The following is an 18818-nucleotide window of genomic DNA, read 5'->3' on the forward strand; positions in this document are numbered from 1 at the left end:
CCTGATATTGCGTTAAAATATCACAAACACTTTTATTGCCACATATTCATTAAAACCTTGTTCTCGGTTTTTTAACGCAAGCCTTTGCTTTAAGCAGCAATAACCATAGTAAAAAGCCCTATATTATTCAATAGGGCTAAAGGATTTTCAATGGGATGCTCAAGAGAGAAAATCGCCCTATTACGCTTATTCTCCCCAACGCTGAAATAAATCTTGCTCAAGCGTAATACCAAATTGATCGCAAAGACGATTGATACTCTGATTGATAATATCATCAATACGTTCAGGGCGATGATAAAAGGCTGGCATTAAAGGCATTATGGTTGCCCCAATTTCTGCTGCTTGGGTCATTAAGCGTAAATGGCCTAAATGTAACGGCGTTTCTCGCACGCAAAGAAACAATGGTTTGCGTTCTTTTAAGCAAACATCTGCCGCACGGGTGATGAGATCATCGGTGTAGCTGTGCGCAATACCTGACAAGGTTTTAATTGAACAAGGCAGAATAACCATTCCCAATGTGCGGTAAGATCCCGAAGAAATGGCGGCGCCAATATCGCGAATATCATAAGTTTTATCCGCCAAAGCACGTACTTGTTGAATGCTATAATCCGTTTCGGCACTCAAAGTTTGCTTGGCGGCGTTGCTGATAATTAGATGAGTTTCAAGTTCAGGAACGTTTTGCAACACGCTCAATAGACGTATGGCATAAATCGCTCCTGAAGCGCCCGTTATGGCAATAATTAAACGTTGTTTGGTCATTAGCTCTCGTTGTGCATTTCAAGATTAGTGGCGTCTTTCTCACGCTTTTTCTTGGCACTATCATTACGTAAATCGGCAATATGATCAAGATATTCTGGTGTAATGTCGCCTGTTACATAATGCCCTGTGAACACAGAACAATCAAAATCTTTAATTGCTGGATTTTCTTGTTGGACAGATTGGGTTAGTGCATCAAGATCTTGGAAAATCAATTTATCCACGCCAATCAGTGCCGCAATTTCGTCCACTTCTCGTTGATAAGCAATGAGTTCGTGTTTTGTTGGCATATCAATGCCGTACACATTAGGATAACGAATTTCTGGTGCGGCTGAGGCGAAGTAGATTTTTTTCGCTCCTGCAGCACGCGCCATATCAACAATTTGCTCTGATGTTGTACCACGTACAATCGAATCATCTACTAATAGCACGTTCTTGCCTTTGAATTCAGAAGAAATGGTATTGAGTTTACGCCGTACTGCACTCACTCGCTGAGTTTGCCCGGGCATAATAAAAGTGCGTCCCACATAGCGATTTTTTACAAAGCCCTGACGATAAGGCTTATTCAAAATATGGGCTATTTGTAAGGCAATATCATTTGACGTTTCTGGTACGGGGATCACCACGTCAATGTCTAACGTTTTCCATTCACGAGCAATTTTTTCGCCCAGATATTTCCCCATATGCACACGCGCAGCATAGACTGAAACCCCATCAATATTGGAATCTGGACGGGCAAAATAGACGTATTCAAAAATACACGGCGTCAATTTTGGATTATCCGCACATTGCTGTGCATAAAATTTGCCGTCAAAGGTGATATAAACCGCTTCTCCCGGCTGAATATCACGTACAAATTCAAAACCAACCACATCAAGTGCGGTACTTTCTGAGGCAAAAATGTATTCTGTTTTGCCATTTTCTTCACGTTTTCCTAGCACTAAAGGACGAATCCCATTCGGATCACGAAACGCAACCATTCCGTGTCCGATAATCATTGCCACACAAGCATAAGCACCACGAATATCATTATGTGTTGCTTTAATCGCGTGAAAAATATCTTCGGGCGAAAGGTGTTGGGTATAAATATGATCAAGATGATAGGCTAGGATATTAAGCAAAATTTCTGAATCTGAATTGGTATTCACGTGGCGGCGAGCGCGTTCGTATAAGGTCTTTTTCAGTTGTTCAGAGTTCGTTAAATTACCGTTATGAACAAGGCTTAAGCCATAAGGTGAGTTTACATAAAAAGGCTGCGCCTCAGAAACACTGGAACTGCCCGCAGTCGGATAACGAACGTGCCCTATGCCAGCATTGCCTTGCAAACGTAGCATATGTACTTGCTGGAAAACATCACTTACCAGCCCATTTGCCTTACGTAAACGGAAGCGATTTTCATCATCAATAGTGACAATTCCTGCCGCATCTTGCCCTCGGTGTTGAAGAACCGTTAAGGCATTATAAATTGCTTCATTGACAGGGCTTGTCCCCACTATACCGACAATACCACACATTCGTGTTATCCCCTATTGAGTTAATGTTGAGTTTAATAAACTGGAATTTTCCTGAATTTTTTGAAAGAACCATTCCACAATAAAGCCAAAGTGCGGGATTAATTTTGATTCTTTCCACACATCACTTTGACTAAAGTTAGTAAAGGTATCGACAAAGAATAAGAGTGCCGCAACAATCAATACCCCACGTAATAAACCAAAACAGCCACCTAATACACGATCTGTGCCAGATAACCCGGTTTTATCTACCAGTTGGCTAATTAAATAATTCACAATTGCCCCAATGATTAAAGTGGCAATAAATAAAATGGCAATGGCTACGCCATTACGAATATAGCCTGATTCAATTTGAGTTAAAAAGTTGGCAACATAAGGATAAAAATGATTTGCGACCAAAAAAGCGACGACCCAGCTTGCAAGGGACATCACCTCACGTACGAAACCACGCAAAAGGCTGACAATAATAGAAAAAGCAATAATTCCGATAATAATAAAATCTAAATAATTGTTCACGAAAATAATCTCTACAATAGATAGGATATTTATGACCGCGCTATTCTAGCAAAAAACGAAAACGTTTGCGTAGCATTATTTGCAGTTTTTTATCCTAAAGGTTAAAAAGTGCCGTACTATATCACTCGCTTTTAGCGGGATCAACAAAGCACATATTAAGAGCATTATAAGGATTGCCAAACGTCTGCGGGCAATTTTTGTGCTGCCTTTTTTAGTACGAATGCGAGATCTTGATAAGTCGGTTTCTCTGGCATCTTGACACCACTTCCGACTTTTTCTAACTGCTGACAAATTTGCAAAAATTGCACCGCACTTTGTTGAGGCAATGGTGTTTTCGCACGCTTGCCGAGCCAATAAAGCCCTTGCAAAGGTAAACACAAAGAAAAAAGTGCCGTTAATATTGTTGCCGCCAGTGCCACCATATCCCCTTTGGCATACATTTGTTGCCATACCAATGCAAACACTGCCAAAAATGGCATCAACTTTTGTGAAAACTGAGTGGCTTTAATTACGCGATTTTCGGGGAAAATCATTCCCAATTTAGGCATTAACGGCCAAGTGTCGAGATATTGTTGCCCTTGTTGAAGTGCGGTGAAAAATTTCATCGTTTTCCTTGTTATGCTGAACGGTAATCAATTTGGGCATTATAGCCCATTCTTTTCCTTTTTCTTGGGTTTATTTTTTATAAAAAAATTTTAATTTTTAATCATTTTTTTGATAAATATCGTATTTTTTCTGCCTTGAGAATTTATTTTATTGAGTGAACAGTGTATCCTATGCAAGATCTAACGACTTTTATATGTCGCTCCGTTTAGGCTATTTTAGACGGATTCCTTTTAACTTAATTAAAGATAGGTTACTTATGTCTCAAAAATTAGTTCTCGTACTTAACTGCGGTAGTTCATCACTTAAATTTTCAATTTTAGATCCGGTAACGGGTGAAGAAAAATTATCTGGTTTAGCAGAAGCATTCCATTTACCTGATGCACGTATTAAGTGGAAATTACACGGTGAAAAAGGCAATGCCGAATTAGGTGCTGGTGCGGCACACAGTGAAGCGCTTGCATTTATTGTGAACAATATTTTCCCACTCGATCCATCGTTAAAAGATGAGATTGTGGCAATTGGCCATCGTATTGTTCACGGTGGTGAGAAATTCACTTCTTCTGTTGTTATCAATGATGAAGTGATTCAAGGTATTAAAGACGCGATCCAATTTGCACCATTACACAACCCGGCTCACTTAATTGGTATTGAAGAAGCGTTCAAAATGTTCCCACATTTAAAAGATAAAAACGTGGCGGTTTTTGATACAGCATTCCATACAACAATGCCTGAAGAAGCTTATCTTTATGCAATTCCTTATTCTTTATATAAAGAGCACGGTGTTCGCCGTTATGGGGCGCACGGTACAAGCCATTACTATGTAAGCCAGCAAGCCGCTGAGCGTTTAAATGTGCCTGCGGATCAAGTTAATGTGATCACTTGTCACTTAGGTAACGGTGCCTCTGTGGCTGCCGTTCGTCACGGTAAATGTATTGATACGTCAATGGGCTTAACCCCATTAGAAGGCTTAGTGATGGGGACGCGTTCTGGTGATTTAGATCCCGCAATCATTTTCTACCTACACGACAATCTAGGTATGAGCGTTGAAGAAATCAACACTCTATTAACCAAAAAATCGGGCTTATTAGGTTTAACAGAAGTAACCAGCGACTGTCGTTATGCCGAAGACAACTATGATGCAGAAGCCGCAGCAAAACGTGCATTAGATGTATTCTGTTACCGTTTAGCAAAATATATCGGTTCATATATGGCTGTGATTGGTGAGCGTTTAGATGCTATTGTGTTTACTGGTGGTATTGGTGAAAACTCAGGACTTGTTCGTGAAAAAACCTTAGCGCATTTAACACTCTTCGGTTATAAACTAGATAACGCTAAAAATCTTGCTGCTCGTTTTGGTAACGAAGGTGTGATCACCGCAGACAACACGCCTGTTGCAATGGTGATTCCAACAAACGAAGAACTTGTTATTGCACAAGATACTGCAAAACTTTGTATCTAACGTTATAAACAGACTGCCGAATCATTCGGCAGTTTCTTTTTCATTATTTAACCTAAAGGTTTATTATGTCTCGCACAATTATTCTTATTCCGGTGAGTGCTGGCGTTGGTTTAACCAGTGTTAGCCTTGGTTTAATTCGTTCACTTGAAGAAAAAGGCGCAAAAATTGGTTTTATGAAACCAATTTCACAACCAAATACTGGTGAAGATAAACTCGATCGCAGCACCTCTATCGTTCGTACTAGCACCTCTATTGAAACTGCTGAGCCGTTTATGCTGAGCGTAGCGGAAAGCTTGATTGGTCAAAATCAATCTGATGTTCTATTAGAAAAAATTGTTGAAAATCATCAACAATTAGCTAAAAACAATGAAATTATCATTGTTGAAGGATTGATTCCAACACGTAAACATAGCTATGCAAACAGCATTAACTATGAAATTGCCCAAGCCTTAGATGCAGAAATCATTCTTGTGGCTGCCCCTTCAACAGAAACGCCAGCTCAGCTTAAAGAGCGTGTAGAAGCCGCTGCTTCACAATTTGGGGGTAAAAATAACAAAAACTTATTGGGTGTCGTCATTAACAAATTTAATGCACCAATTGATGAATCTGGTCGTACTCGCCCTGATTTAAGTGAAATTTTTGATGCTTATCAACATAGCCATAGTAATGTGGCTGAAGTATATAACTTATTTGAAAAAAGCCCAATCAAAATACTCGCTTGTATTCCTTGGAATGCAGAACTTATCGCCACCCGTGTCATTGATTTGGTAAAACATTTAGGCGCAGCCATTATCAATGAAGGGGAAATCCAGACTCGCCGTATTCGTAGCATTACTTTCTGCGCAAGAAGCTTACCTAATATGGTTGAACACTTCCGTAATGGTAGCTTGTTAGTCACTTCAGCTGATCGCCCTGATGTGCTAGTTGCTGCCGCCCTTGCTGCAAGCAGCGGTATTGAATTAGGTGGCTTGCTTTTAACTGGCGGATACAAACTAGATAGCCAAATTAAAAAACTTTGCCAACCTGTTTTTGAAAGCACAGGATTGCCAATTTTCCGTATTGAAGGCAATACTTGGCAAACAGCCCTTGCATTACAAAGTTTCAATCTTGAAGTACCTGTGGATGATAAAGAGCGTATTGAAAGCATTAAACAATACACAAGCCAACAATTTGATACTGAATTTGTCAATTCAATTGTGGCCGAATCTTCTCGCCAACGTCGTTTATCGCCACCGGCTTTCCGTTTCCAACTAACCGAATTAGCACGTCAAGCGAAAAAACGTATTGTCTTGCCTGAAGGGGACGAGCCACGCACAATCAAAGCGGCTGCACTTTGTGCAGAACGTGGTATTGCAGAATGTGTACTTTTAGCTAACCCAGCTGACGTTCAGCGTGTTGCTGAAGCCCAAGGTGTACAATTAGGCAAAGGTATCACAATCATTGATCCTGCGAGCGTACGTGAAAACTATGTAGCACGTTTAGTCGAATTGCGTAAAAATAAAGGAATGACTGAAGCACTCGCACGTGAACAGCTAGAAGACACCGTAGTACTTGGTACCATGATGTTAGAAGCAAATGAAGTAGATGGTCTGGTTTCAGGTGCAGTACACACCACAGCAAATACCATTCGTCCACCAATGCAAATTATCAAAACCGCACCGGGTAATTCTATTGTTTCTTCCATCTTCTTTATGCTATTACCAGATCAAGTGCTTGTTTATGGTGACTGTGCAGTAAACCCAGATCCAACCGCAGAACAGCTTGCCGAAATTGCAATTCAGTCCGCCGATTCTGCGAAAGCCTTTGGTATAGATCCGAAAGTGGCAATGATCTCCTACTCTACAGGCACATCTGGTAGTGGTGCTGATGTAGAAAAAGTGAAAGAAGCAACACGTCTTGCTCAAGAAAAACGCCCTGATCTTATTATTGATGGTCCATTACAATATGACGCGGCAATTATGGAAGATGTAGCGCGTTCTAAAGCACCAAACTCACCAGTTGCAGGTAAAGCGACAGTATTCGTATTCCCTGATCTAAATACTGGTAACACCACCTATAAAGCGGTACAACGCTCTGCAGATCTCGTTTCTATTGGTCCGATGCTACAAGGTATGCGTAAACCAGTAAACGACCTTTCTCGCGGTGCATTAGTCGATGATATTGTGTACACTATCGCATTAACAGCAATTCAAGCTACGCAATAACAAAAACTAAGAAAAAATTGACCGCACTTTAAATCTGCACTTTAACCTTAAAATAAGCGTTAAGTGCAGATTTTTTTACATCAAAATTTTCTGTCGAAAACGCATAACGATGAGAAAACAACCACATTAAGCTATAAAATTCATCATTCGTAAAAGTTCCATTCTTTACATAAAATAACAATCTATTATTTAAAAAATATCTTTTTATTTAATTTCAATAAGTTAAAAGAATCACCTTAAACATTGTTAAAATTAATACGTAAAAAAATGTAAATAGTAGTTTATTTTTCCACGTTTTTGTTACAGACTATGCACCGCAAACGTGGGGTTTGTATCTCATTATTGAATTATTTATTTAGGAGTAAAAATGAAAAAATCATTATTAGCCGCATTAGTATTAGGTGCAACTTTAACTGTAACTGGCTGTTTCGATAAAGAAAGCAAAGTTTCAGCACAAGTTGAAAATGCAAAATCAAGCGTTTCTGAAGCAAAAGACGCTGTAGCTCAAGCAGCATCAGATGTTAAAGATGCAGCAGTTGAAGCTGCAAAAGATGTAAAAGACACTGCAGTATCAAAAATTACTGAAGCTAAAGATGCAATTACTGAAAAAGCAAGCTCAATGGCTGACGCAGCAACACAAAAAGTGACTGAAATGAAAGATACAGCGGCTGATAAAGTAACTTCTATGGCTGATGCGGCTACCCAAAAAGCAGCTGAAATGAAAGACGCAGCAGTAGAAAAAGTAACTGGCGCTAAAGATGCAGTAGCAGAAAAAGCGGCAGATGTAAAAGATGCTGCCGTAGAAGCAAAAGATGCCGCAGTAGAAAAAGCAAGTTCAGTAGTTGATTCAGCAGCACAAAAAGCAGCTGAAGTAAAAGATGCTGCAATGGACAAAGCCGCAGCGGTTAAAGATAGTGCGGTAGAAGCAAAAGATGCTGCAGTAGAAAAAGTAACTGAAGCGAAAGACGCCGCAGTTGAAAAAATTGAAAGTTTAACTAAATAATTTAGTAATATCAGTGATAACTAGAAAAGGCTAGTATATTTCTAGCCTTTTTATTTTATTTCTCTTTAAATTCAATCAATTCCTTGATAGAATTAACAAAATTTTGGGGCTGATTCTGGATTCGACGGGATTAGCGAAGCCCAAGGTGCACGTCGAGGTGCGGTTGGCCTCGTAAATAAACCGCAAAAAAATAGTCGCAAACGACGAACAATACGCTTTAGCAGCTTAATAACCTGCTCATAGCCTTCTCTCCCTAGCTTCCGCTCGTAAGACGGGGATCAAGAGGAGTCAAACCCAAACGAGATCGCGTGGACGCCTCCGCTTGAGGATCGAAGCGTTAAATTGAATCAAGCTAGCTTAGTTATCGCGTGTCTGTCCGCAGTGATTAAGTGAAATTAAAGACCAGACTAAACGTGTAGTACTGAAGGTAGAGTAATTTCGGACGGGGGTTCAACTCCCCCCAGCTCCACCAAATTTGATATAACCTAGATACAACTATAGCATTAAAATCAATAGGTTATTAAATTATCTCAACTTTTAATGCAACTCAAATATAACTACAAATGATCCGCAGGTGATCCGCGAGCAATAGGAGCGAATAAAACTCTTTTATATATTCCCTTCATTCTCACTGATCCATATAAAATCCGTCCTAGAATTGGGCGTTTATTTTTTAGCATACATTGCAAAAACCGCTCATCGGCTTCTTTTCGCGATACCGTGCCATTGATGCCATAATCCCGATCGTGTTGATGGCAACAGTCATTCACATCAGCAGGTGCGGATTTCCACCCTGTGCAATAATGTTTCTGTTTCTTGCTCATAAACTCTCCAAAAAAAAATGACCGCACTTTTGTGCGGCCAAAACAAAATTAACTCCGATCAAGCATACCATCAATAGATACAATGTTGTCTAGTCTATACTCTTGGGAGTTATAAATAAATACGCGTTGTCTATAGTTAACATCTGGTAATGGGCTCCCCCCCTCGAGCGTGATTGTGATACTGGTATCATCGCTAAAGCGGATTTGGTAATCGCCCGTAAACGGTGCTTTAAAGCCGAATCCGCCGTTATGAGGTAAAGAGACCACATCTACCAGGCGTTCAGGTGGCGGATCTACACGATATAAGTAAGTATCTTTTAACGGTAGCTTGCTGATTGCGTTACTATACGTCTCTGTTGTTAATAACGCTCCTGTCTCATCATAGATGGACATTGCCCCTCCGACCACTTTAATGACAATTACTTCTGGCGCAAGTGCCAATTTATAAATCTCATCCCACTCTTGTCCCTGTCTAAATGCGAGCGTGCTCGCTCCTCTACTTAAGCTAACACGCTTATAAACTGTATCGCCATCAACATTTGGGTCATACAGATGGATATAATTTTGTAACTGCACTTCTTGTTGTTGTACGCGCTGCAAGTCCACCTCAAATTCCCCAAGCGGCAAATCATCTAACGCAGGTACTGTTACGGTTACTTTGCCTGCATATTCAGTATCGTCAAAAATGAGATTACCGTCGTCCAAGTGGGCTATATCTGGAGTAAATGCATAGGTTTCCCCTTTCACCGCTGGCATACGACTAATATTTGCAACAGTAATAAGCGCACTATCTGAGGCAAATCCATATATTTTACCAAGCTGGCTAAAATCATATTGCGCCTGTGTTAACGCTTTGATGATTCGTTTTACCCCGTCATCAAGCCCAGCGTGACCTTGCTCCCCTTTTAAGCTGGCTAACCATTCTGCTTCCGTCCCCCCAAACCCGTTGTCAACGGCTACTTGATATGCGGATTTACCGCTTGGGCCAGGTTCGCCTTGTGGACCTTGTTCACCCTGAGGTCCTACATCTCCCGTATCGCCTTTTAGCAATTCTGCGGCGGTAACCGTTACATTGATGTTGATGTCTGATTTTTCAGCTTTTGCTCTGATTTCTTTGGCCATAATAGCCCTCCTTATTTTGTAATATCGTGAGTTAATAGAATTTTGCCGCGCATCAAGGTTTTCACCTTGCCGTCTTTGGTCAGCTGTAAGTCATAATCAGCTTTTTTCCAGCTCCAGTTTTTGGTGAGGGCGTGCGTGAAATTGAGTAATACCGTATTAGCATTAAACAAAGTAATCCCGCCCTCAGCGGAGGAGAGGCGGACACCTTGCCCCATTTGAGGCTTAATCTCCATTTCAAGCAGTCCGTCCCCCAATAAAAAATCGCCTTCGTCAGTGGTAAAGGCGATTTTAAAGGTGGTGTCATCTCCACGGTATAAAGCTAAGTCTTCTTGGTGCATCGCTACTCCTTAACTTTTCCACTAGCAAAGAGATAAGGATTAACGTAGCCCTCGTAGTCCTCTGGCACATACTCTTCTGGCTGCGCTTTGACTAGTTCAGATAACGCCCATTCGTACGGGATTTGGTCCCACGCCGGTACGCTGGGGATGGTAAATGTATTGACTGATAACAACTCCTTACCCGCCTCTTTTTTCGCTTTCGACACGTAAGATGCAATTGTGATGTAAGTCGCGTGATTTAGGTAATCTACCTGCAATCCTGTTACTTCGTGATAATTTACGCTCGCACCGGTGCGATTATCTTCAAGTTGTTTTTCGATGTATTTCATAATAATTTCCTCTTTGTTTGTTTTAGATAAAAGAAAACCGCCAAGAGGGCGGTTGGTTTAGTTAAAGATGTATTGTTCTCGCAGAATTTGCGATAAAGGCATCAATTTTCAATATTCCATCATAATATACACTGGCATCAGCATATATAAGAATGATATTGCCTCTCGTATTTTTGGGTAAAAAATAATAATTTCGTTTTTTCACATCAACCCCATTAATCGTAAGCTGCTCTAAACGGTTATGAGTACGTGTATACGTATCTCCTCCATCATAAGCCTCTTGATACGTTTTCTCGATATTAAATCCCTCCGTAATAAAGCGAATCATTCTATCTACGGGTCTCTGATCGATATAAATATTTACTTGTTTTCGGTCCGTGCTATATCGTAATTTCCCGCATACATAAGTGAAAAACTCATAAATATTTGAACCAATAATTTCGGTGACTTCAAGCTGACCAGTAAATTTTCCCGTTGCCCCTTCTAGCCTCGTTCCGCGGATAATGCCACCTTCGATAGTCGACCCATTAATCGTCCCACCATTAATGCGGTTACCTGTAATGGTCGTCCCCGTGATACTTCCGCCCGTAATATTCGGCGCAGAAATGGTTTGATTTGCTCGAATATGCTTACCAATAATTGTGCCATCCGCGATTAAATCGCCATTAACGGCAACGCGATTATTAACGACAGACAACATCGGTACAACATTACCATCACTGGCATTTTTCACCACGCCAAATTTATCTGCAATAACAATCACACTGCTTTCTGCTGTGCGGTTATCACCTGATGCACCCAACGCAATGCCGGCAATCGCTTTACGACCGCCTGCAATGGTTTGCGTTTTGATGGTGTGAGTAGCAGATAGCTTGCCGTCTGTTGTCGCAACAGCTCTGCTTACGGTCGAAATTTGTGCTTTAGCATCATTAATAGATGCGGTTACGGTATCAATACGTTGACCAAGTGCTTGATCGGCTCGGGTTAGCGTCTCTCGCGTACTATCAACTTTTGCACTTACTGCTTCCACTGCACTTTCTAAGTCTTCCGGTGCAGGTGTCCAGTCGGTGGCGATTGTGCCTTTTTCCAACTTCGGCTTTTTGATGTAAATTACACCATCAGCGGTTGCATAGCTTGTAAAAATAAATTGCAATGCTTCGCGATTTCGCCCCTCTTTGTCTAATTTATTGATAACAATCGGCTTAGATACTCTCACCCACTCATCAGATTTTGGCAAAACAAAGCTAGACCTTGCATTATCTTTAAACGAGTTATCATCATAAAACTGTCGCACATAAGCACTCACCGACATATCTTTTGTAGCCTTGTACCAAAAAGAAATGGTGTATTGCTCACCTAGCTCCACTTTTTGTAAAGCTGTAGATTTTTTAGCAATAAGGCTCCAAGACGAATATAGCGCGGTCGATGATGGAAGCAGTAATACGCCATCTTCAACCCTCCCTACTCTTGGCTCATCTTGATGCTTACTGAACCGCCAGAACTCAGGACTAAATGTTTCTGTATCTTGCAAAAAGTTACGCCCACCAACTTTAATGTTATCCACTTCGGCTTTCGCATCTCTCCGCCATTCGCTTTGTAGCGTTGTGCGTGCAAGACTTGCCACTTCAGTTTTATTGGCTTTTGTCGATTGGATATTCGTAATGCCCGCTTCTGCGTTACTTACACGGCTCGTTAATGCGGTGATTTTATCCGCGTTAGCTTTGTCACCACTGGCTCTAGCTGATTTTTCTTCCGTAATTTGGCTATTAGCTTTATTCAAATTCGCTGTAAGCTGATTTAGTTGTGCGGCGGTTGAAGTGCGATTATCTGACACGGTTTTTTCTACGCGAGCTATTCCGCTTTCAGCCGTCGCCATTCTTGTTGTTAAGTTGCTCACTTGTTGAGCCGTTGCTTGCTCTTTAGTGGCTTGCGTAGATTTGTAGCTTGTCAAATCTGCACTTACTGCCTCCACTGCACTTTCTAAATCTTCAGGTGCGGGTGTCCAGTCGGTGGCAACGGTGCCTTTTTCGAGCTTGACTTTGCGATACTGTACTTGCCCAATTTGGCTATAACCTAAAATGATTCGCCAAAAATCAAAATTTTCGCCATCATCTTGCAATAACCCAGTCATTGAGTAGCGTTGCCATTGGTCGGTCAAGTTAATATACCCTGTAGTAATTCGCTCAACCGTCGGCAATCCATTTCGGCGGTTTTCACGTACTCTCATCCACATTTGAGGGCTACCACTGATACAACGAGCTTCAAAACTCAATGTATAACTATTACCAACCTCAATTTTTCCAAGGCTTTTCGAGCCTTTAGTAGAGCCAAAAGGTTTAGAGTAGAGCTGCCATTGTTTCCACGTTGTAGATGAGCCTGTAACCGTAACAATACCATCATTTATTTGATGATTTCTGTCATCTCGGCTCCCTGTGGAGAAGTGCCAACGCCCGCGCGAAAAATCACCATCATCAGCATAATTTCGTCCGCCGATTTGTAAATTATCCAATTTCGCATTCAGGTTTTGGCTAATTTCAGACAGACTTTGTGCCTGTGTGCTGACGGTGCGTTGTAGAGTAGTCAATCCACTTTCTGCGCTAGCCACTCTTGATGTAAGTGCAGTACGTTGCCGTGCTTCTGCCTCATCCCCTTTCGCCCTTGCTACTTTTTCTGCATCTAACCCTGATAAGGCTTGTTCCGCTTTCGCTGTCAAGGCAGTAATTTTTTGTGCTTGTTGAGTATCGACATTTTGCAGCTGTGAAATAGCTGTGCCACGAGCATTGGCTTCCGCTTGAATTTTTGCGGTCAATTTCGTGCTTTCGGTTTGAATTGCTTTTGTGCGGTTTGTTACTTCAGCATTCAATGCCGCAGTTCGTGCTTTAGCTTCGTCTTGAATGGCTTTTGCTCGTGCTTGTGATTCAGCAACCACTTGCGAGATAGCATTAGCAACCGCTGTTTTACGATTTCCTGCCTCATTTTCTACCGCACTTGCAATGTCTGCCTGCAAGCTATCAATCAGGCTTTGATCGAGTTCGCTTTTGGTGATTTTACCGTGTAAATAATCAGTCAAGACAGTAGCATCTTGACTTGGTCGCCCCTCTACTGCGTCTGTAAATTGCCCCGCATTATCCCCATCAACCATTCTCGCCCAAAACCAAAACCGGTCATTTAAACCCAGGCCTGTGTAGGTATAGCTACTCGTTGGGTAAGCAAGGCTCACCAGTTTGCGCGCATTGGCAAATTGATTATCTTGGCTCACCCAAATTTCAATGGCGGTTTTGGGATTGGCAAAAATCGGGTTACGCCAGTTCAATTCGATAGCAAACATTTTTGGTACAGTAACCAATTCGCTGACCGCCAAACGCACAGTAAAGGTTTTTGTGACTGGTTCAGAAAGTTGCCCTTGGGCATTTTTAGCACGAACTTCGGCAATATACTCGCCATCAGGCAAGCCAACAAAAGTCATCTTCGGTGTGGTGAGATTGTCATACAGCTTATAAAACTTGCCGTCACGATAGAGTTTAATCTGGTACTTCACCCTTGCACTATTTTGTACAATGGCATCAAAACTTAGCTCAATACCGTCGCTATTGGCCTGTACTGAGACATTATTCACTTTGCGCAGACCGCTCGTTGCAAGCGTGGTTTCTCTTGGTTCAAACACGGCACCGTTATCCACAATGGCTTCTTTTTGCGGTTCGTGTTGCAAGGCAACAATAGTGTACTTGCCTTTTTCCTCCTCGCTGATTGAAAGGCATTTAAACAATTGTACATTGATTTGTTGCGTAGTAAGCGTCCGAACCGTATAAGGCACTAAATCTTCAGGCATAGTTTCTAGCACCGCCTGATTACCTTCTGCCACGCCCAGAATGCGAATGTCTTTGTGCTTACCTTCAGCGTTGATATAGGTCAAATAACTTTTACCCGAGATTGTAATCTCACGGTCTAAAATGGCTTTGTGCCCCTCAATCGCTAAGACGCGTCCACCGATATTCGTCGCCGCATAATCGCTGTCTGCCACACGAATAATATCACCGGGGATATGCATTAAACCTTCTGCACCCACGCTAAAAGTTACGGTTTTAGTCTCTAATCGTTCGGTTTCTAAAATCCACTTTCCTGCACGGTGCGCCTGTCCGCGCGAAGTGCAACCAAAAGCCGTTACCTTTTTGATATTTAACCCGTAGCGACGAATTAAGGCATCATCTGATACCACTTCCACTTTCTTTTCATAACTGTCCGAAGCGTCAATATATTCAACGTGGATTTCGTTATGTCGCGCTTTAAGTGCAGAATATTGATAGCTAAATTCGCCATTGACCACATTGGCGTTGGTATAAGTCCACACGGGGTCGGCGGGTCTATCCATCACGACAGTGAATTCACGCCCATTCCACACAGGCATTGCTCTAAAGATTGAGCAAATATCATTGATGACATCATAAGCCTTGCGTTGCTCAACAAGCCAAGCATTACAGGTAAAACGGGGTTCTTTACCACCAAAGCCGTCTGGCACAAGTTGGTCACAATATTGCGCCACTTGGTAGAGTGTCCATTTATCCACGCTAAACTCGCCCAATCGTTGACCTAAGCCATAACGCTTGTTGGTCATCAAATCATATAACACCCACGCTGGGTTATTTGACCATGCAATCTTAAACGTACCGTCCCAAAGTCCAGTATAAGTGCGGTTAATTGGGTCGTAATTACTTGGCACTTTGAGTTTAATCCCGTAGATTTCATAGTTTCGGTTTGGGATTGAACCAAAATACTCAGAGTCAAACTGGATGCCGACAAGTGCGGTATTGGGATAAGCAAACTGCGTTTCGATGATTTCGGTATAACTCGACCAAACCGTGTTATTTTGTAAACGTTGGCTTTTGCTATCGTCAGTTAAACGCTCAACCCGCACTTGAAATGGCACGGGTGGCAAATCGCCGTACTCAAACTGGCGTAAATATTGTGAGCTGTATTTGCCTTCAATCACCACAGGATAAATACGTTCCCCAATGGTTACGCGCAACTCTACCCTTGTGCCATTGGTGTCCCCTTGGTCATTCTGACTAAATAGCGACTGAACGCCAAGGGTTAAGCGCAGACGAGAAACTTTGCTATCCGTAATAGTACGAGTAATCGGCACGGTTTTGCGTACCTGTGCGCTGACTGCCACTTCTTTTTCTGACGTGTTAAACCCCTCCATTATGTCTTGGTCTTGCACACCAATGCGCCCTTGCGCGTCCACATTATTAAAATTGTAACTGTCATCGCTAGCTTGGATTGGCGTTTTATCCAAATATACAGATTTTACCCCGTCCACCAAGCCTTGGATTTCACCCTCGGAAATAATTTCAACAATATTGACTAACTGTTTTGAGCGTCCACTTTCTGGCGCTTCAACGGGCGTACGACCGCCACCACCGCCTCCTCCACCCATAATTTACTCCTTATTAAAATCATTGTTACTTATGCAAAGCTACCTTTTCCAAACCCTGTGCGACGGGGTGCTTTATACACCTCCACATCAATCGTGCGCACGCCTTGCGAAATCACCATTGAGCCTGTGAGTATGCGACCGTACGCTAACGGCACCATTCGACCTTGCGCAATCATATTGGCCCGGTTCGAGAATGCTGTGGATTGTTTCTTTTCCGCCTCATTTTGGTTTGACATAGCGGGTTGTTTGGTGAGCATTTGAGCCACCCCACTAATCATTAACCCAAGACCTGCTGAAATTAATGCTTGTCCACCGTAAGCATAGAGTACCGCTCCAACAACAACTAAAACTGCCCCAACAATAGTCTGAAACAGCCCTGCTTTTTTCGACCCTTTCAACACAGGGGTAATATGCACCGTCATTCCCGCTTTGAGCTTGTAAAACAAGCCTTTTTCTAAATAGCGATTATCAAGATATTCACGCCCGATGCGCACGGTAAATAATCCTTGCTGAATAAATTCTCTCAATTTAGGAATTTGTGAAGTGAGAGCCTTAATACATTCTGCTGGTGTTTCCGCCTCTAACTTAAATGCAGTGCCAAACTGTTTAAGGGCACCGTAAAATCTAACGTTGACCATTGCTTAAATCTCCAAATGCTATGTGTATGTTTAAACCAGTAACCATCATATAAATCTCGTTTTGATAAGCGGCGTGGGCTGTGATGTAGCACCATTTGCTCACCGATATAAATCGCAGCGTGATTTGGTACATCGGCACCCACCTGCATTAAAATGACATCGCCGATTTGCACCGCACTTTCATCAGCAATACGCTCAAAGCCGTGGGTTGTCATATTGTCGAGATACAAGTTGAAACCGTCTTCCCACCAATAATCATCTCGTTCAAAGTTCGGAAAATCCGCCCCAGCGAGATAATAAAAATCCCGAAACAGCGTGTAGCAATCCATTACGCCGTGATTAAACTCACGTCCAAGCAACGGTGGGATTTTTGGGAAAATATGGATTTCATCATCGCACACCAGCCAAAAATCCAAGTCTGCCGCCAGTTGGGTTTGGCGGTCTAAAATCGATAGCATGGGTTCACCGTTCGGGTGCGAATGCACAAGTGCGGTGATTTTTCCTTGAGAATCTGCTTGTAAAAAATCTTCGGGCGAAATTTCAAAGTGGTTTTCCTTATCCTCCGCTTGGTTTTCGCAAGGAATAAAAACCGTTTTATCACCCTTTAAAACAACAAAACCGCAACATTCGTGCGGTTCTTGGGCTTTAGCGTAGGTGATGATTTGTTCTTTTAAATTTTGTAACATAAGGCTTTACACTCACTCTTTATTAATGTATCATCTCGCTATACACAAGGTAGAGATGACAATGATTATTTCATTCAAACATAAAGGCTTACAGGCATTTTTTGAAACTGGCTCAACGGCGGGTATCCAACCTAAGCACGCCCAAAAGCTCCATTTATTACTTACCACGCTTAATGTCGTTAGTGATGTCTCTGAAATGGATATGCCCGGTTGGAACTTGCACCCATTAAAAGGGGATTTAAGCGGACATTGGTCTGTTAAAGTGAATGCCAATTGGCGTTTGACCTTTAAATTTGAAAATGGCGATGCAGAAATTGTCAATTATCAAGATTACCACTAAGGAGTAATAAATGAGAATGTTCAATCCCGCACACCCCGGGGAAGTATTAAGAGATATTATTTCTGAATTTAAAATTAACGAAGTTGCCGATAAACTTGGCGTAACACGTGTTACACTTTCTCGCATTTTAAATGCAAAAACGAGCGTTACGCCTGAAATGGCAATGCGCCTTAGCAAACTTTTGCCTAATACTTCACCGAACTTATGGCTGAATATGCAAGCCCAATATGATTTATGGCATTTAGAGCAAGATAAACAATTTGATGTTCAACCGCTATATGCCACAAACGCTCATGAGGTAACCAACAGCCATTAACCCAGCTTGTCAACTGACACAAATCCCCCATAGTTGCGTAGATTGTTACGCAACTTACAACCGCTAATTAAGCCACTGCACTTGTCTTTATTTTTATCACGGGTGCGTTGGTCTTTTTCATCCGCCACTGGTGGCCCTGTGTAACCACATTCGGCGGAGCGATAAAGCCAACCACATTGCACCGTGATAGTGCGAGCAGAAATTAAGGCGTTATCCGTTTCAGTGGGTAATGCCAGCGTAAATACCGCCACATCTCGCTTAAGTGTAGATAACTGCTCAATCACAAAGTAGCTCAGCACCTCTTGACTTGGGTCGGCTTGTTTATTGCCGTCCGCAAAATTTACCGCGTCTAAATACTGCATATAAACTTGGCGACGGCGGACAATGCCACCTAAACACTGGTCAAAGCGTTGCACAAGCCCTGTGATAAAACCGTTGATGTTGGCAAGCGTTAATTCTGGGCGGTTACTTGGACCTTGCCCTGACATCGAAAATCCACTGGCTTTGACGCCAAAGGCTTCATAAGTATGCCCTTGCCAGATGATAGGTTGCATCATCTCGTTTGTGCCAGCATAAAAGCGGAACAATTCGCCATTCATTCCATCTTTGTCTTTCAGGTTTCGCAAATCCACTTCAAACAGTTCGATCATTGCGTTTTGTTCGAGTTTACTTAGCTCAAGTTTCATTTGGATTGGGACTTGTTGGGGCATTTTATTTCTCCAATAAAAAAGCTCGC

Annotated in this window: 17 protein-coding genes and 1 other RNA gene; 6 read left to right on the plus strand and 12 right to left on the minus strand. The window is 42.1% G+C overall.

The window, feature by feature from the left end; translation table 11 throughout:
- Nucleotides 1-186 precede the first annotated feature (186 nt).
- From L4F93_RS11070 to yfbV, 4 genes are all read right to left on the minus strand, one after another.
- A complete protein-coding gene (locus L4F93_RS11070) occupies nucleotides 187-759 on the minus strand; it encodes a UbiX family flavin prenyltransferase (RefSeq protein WP_250350292.1) in 573 nt (190 codons plus the stop codon).
- The gene (gene purF, locus L4F93_RS11075; RefSeq protein WP_250350293.1) at nucleotides 759-2270 is read right to left on the minus strand and encodes an amidophosphoribosyltransferase; all 1512 of its coding nucleotides are present in this window, start codon (nucleotides 2268-2270) and stop codon (nucleotides 759-761) included. The genes L4F93_RS11070 and purF overlap by 1 nt, the downstream gene beginning before the upstream one ends.
- A gap of 12 nt (nucleotides 2271-2282) precedes the next feature.
- Nucleotides 2283-2783: a CvpA family protein gene (locus tag L4F93_RS11080; protein WP_250350294.1), complete on the minus strand. Its 501-nt coding sequence runs from the start codon at nucleotides 2781-2783 to the stop codon at nucleotides 2283-2285.
- A 164-nt stretch (nucleotides 2784-2947) separates the two neighbouring features.
- Nucleotides 2948-3388 (minus strand): terminus macrodomain insulation protein YfbV, encoded by a 441-nt coding sequence (gene yfbV / locus L4F93_RS11085; protein ID WP_250350295.1) that lies wholly within the window; start codon nucleotides 3386-3388, stop codon nucleotides 2948-2950.
- 257 nt (nucleotides 3389-3645) lie between these two features.
- On the opposite strand from yfbV, the gene L4F93_RS11090 reads away from it, so the two are divergent.
- The 4 genes from L4F93_RS11090 (at nucleotide 3646) to ssrA (ending at nucleotide 8527) form a co-directional block, all read left to right on the plus strand.
- Complete coding sequence (locus tag L4F93_RS11090; protein ID WP_250350296.1) at nucleotides 3646-4848, plus strand: acetate kinase; 1203 nt, start codon at nucleotides 3646-3648, stop codon at nucleotides 4846-4848.
- 65 nt (nucleotides 4849-4913) lie between these two features.
- Nucleotides 4914-7052, plus strand: a complete 2139-nt coding sequence (gene pta, locus L4F93_RS11095) for a phosphate acetyltransferase (protein ID WP_250350297.1) — start codon at nucleotides 4914-4916, stop codon at nucleotides 7050-7052.
- A gap of 367 nt (nucleotides 7053-7419) precedes the next feature.
- Entirely contained in the window at nucleotides 7420-8055 is a 636-nt protein-coding gene (locus tag L4F93_RS11100; protein ID WP_250350298.1) for a histone, read from the plus strand.
- 105 nt (nucleotides 8056-8160) lie between these two features.
- Nucleotides 8161-8527, plus strand: a transfer-messenger RNA (tmRNA) gene (gene ssrA, locus L4F93_RS11105).
- Between the two features lie 85 nt (nucleotides 8528-8612).
- Here ssrA and L4F93_RS11110 read toward each other — a convergent pair.
- The 7 genes from L4F93_RS11110 to L4F93_RS11140 form a co-directional block, all read right to left on the minus strand.
- Nucleotides 8613-8879: a DUF1353 domain-containing protein gene (locus tag L4F93_RS11110; RefSeq protein WP_250350299.1), complete on the minus strand. Its 267-nt coding sequence runs from the start codon at nucleotides 8877-8879 to the stop codon at nucleotides 8613-8615.
- A gap of 48 nt (nucleotides 8880-8927) precedes the next feature.
- A complete protein-coding gene (locus tag L4F93_RS11115; RefSeq protein WP_250349882.1) occupies nucleotides 8928-10001 on the minus strand; it encodes a collagen-like protein in 1074 nt (357 codons plus the stop codon).
- Between the two features lie 11 nt (nucleotides 10002-10012).
- The gene (locus L4F93_RS11120; protein WP_250349881.1) at nucleotides 10013-10339 is read right to left on the minus strand and encodes a hypothetical protein; all 327 of its coding nucleotides are present in this window, start codon (nucleotides 10337-10339) and stop codon (nucleotides 10013-10015) included.
- 2 nt (nucleotides 10340-10341) lie between these two features.
- Nucleotides 10342-10668 carry a hypothetical protein gene (locus L4F93_RS11125; protein WP_250349880.1) on the minus strand — a complete coding sequence of 109 codons (327 nt, stop codon included), beginning with the start codon at nucleotides 10666-10668 and terminating at the stop codon, nucleotides 10342-10344.
- 61 nt (nucleotides 10669-10729) lie between these two features.
- Nucleotides 10730-16102, minus strand: a complete 5373-nt coding sequence (locus L4F93_RS11130; RefSeq protein ID WP_250349879.1) for a phage tail protein — start codon at nucleotides 16100-16102, stop codon at nucleotides 10730-10732.
- A 29-nt stretch (nucleotides 16103-16131) separates the two neighbouring features.
- Complete coding sequence (locus L4F93_RS11135) at nucleotides 16132-16740, minus strand: tail assembly protein (RefSeq protein WP_250350300.1); 609 nt, start codon at nucleotides 16738-16740, stop codon at nucleotides 16132-16134.
- Complete coding sequence (locus L4F93_RS11140; protein ID WP_250350301.1) at nucleotides 16683-17426, minus strand: C40 family peptidase; 744 nt, start codon at nucleotides 17424-17426, stop codon at nucleotides 16683-16685. The genes L4F93_RS11135 and L4F93_RS11140 overlap by 58 nt, the downstream gene beginning before the upstream one ends.
- 61 nt (nucleotides 17427-17487) lie before the next feature.
- Between L4F93_RS11140 and L4F93_RS11145 the strand changes: the two genes are divergently transcribed.
- Together L4F93_RS11145 and L4F93_RS11150 are read left to right on the plus strand one after the other, a co-directional pair.
- Nucleotides 17488-17766: a type II toxin-antitoxin system RelE/ParE family toxin gene (locus L4F93_RS11145; RefSeq protein WP_250351695.1), complete on the plus strand. Its 279-nt coding sequence runs from the start codon at nucleotides 17488-17490 to the stop codon at nucleotides 17764-17766.
- Nucleotides 17767-17776: 10 nt separating this feature from the next.
- Nucleotides 17777-18082: a HigA family addiction module antitoxin gene (locus tag L4F93_RS11150; RefSeq protein WP_250350302.1), complete on the plus strand. Its 306-nt coding sequence runs from the start codon at nucleotides 17777-17779 to the stop codon at nucleotides 18080-18082.
- Here L4F93_RS11150 and L4F93_RS11155 read toward each other — a convergent pair.
- Complete coding sequence (locus L4F93_RS11155; protein WP_250350303.1) at nucleotides 18079-18792, minus strand: phage minor tail protein L; 714 nt, start codon at nucleotides 18790-18792, stop codon at nucleotides 18079-18081. The two genes, L4F93_RS11150 and L4F93_RS11155, sit on opposite strands and share 4 nt — an antisense overlap.
- Nucleotides 18793-18818: the final 26 nt, after the last annotated feature.

Source organism: Avibacterium sp. 20-132 (genome assembly GCF_023611925.1).
In the GTDB taxonomy this organism is placed as follows: Bacteria; Pseudomonadota; Gammaproteobacteria; order Enterobacterales; family Pasteurellaceae; genus Avibacterium.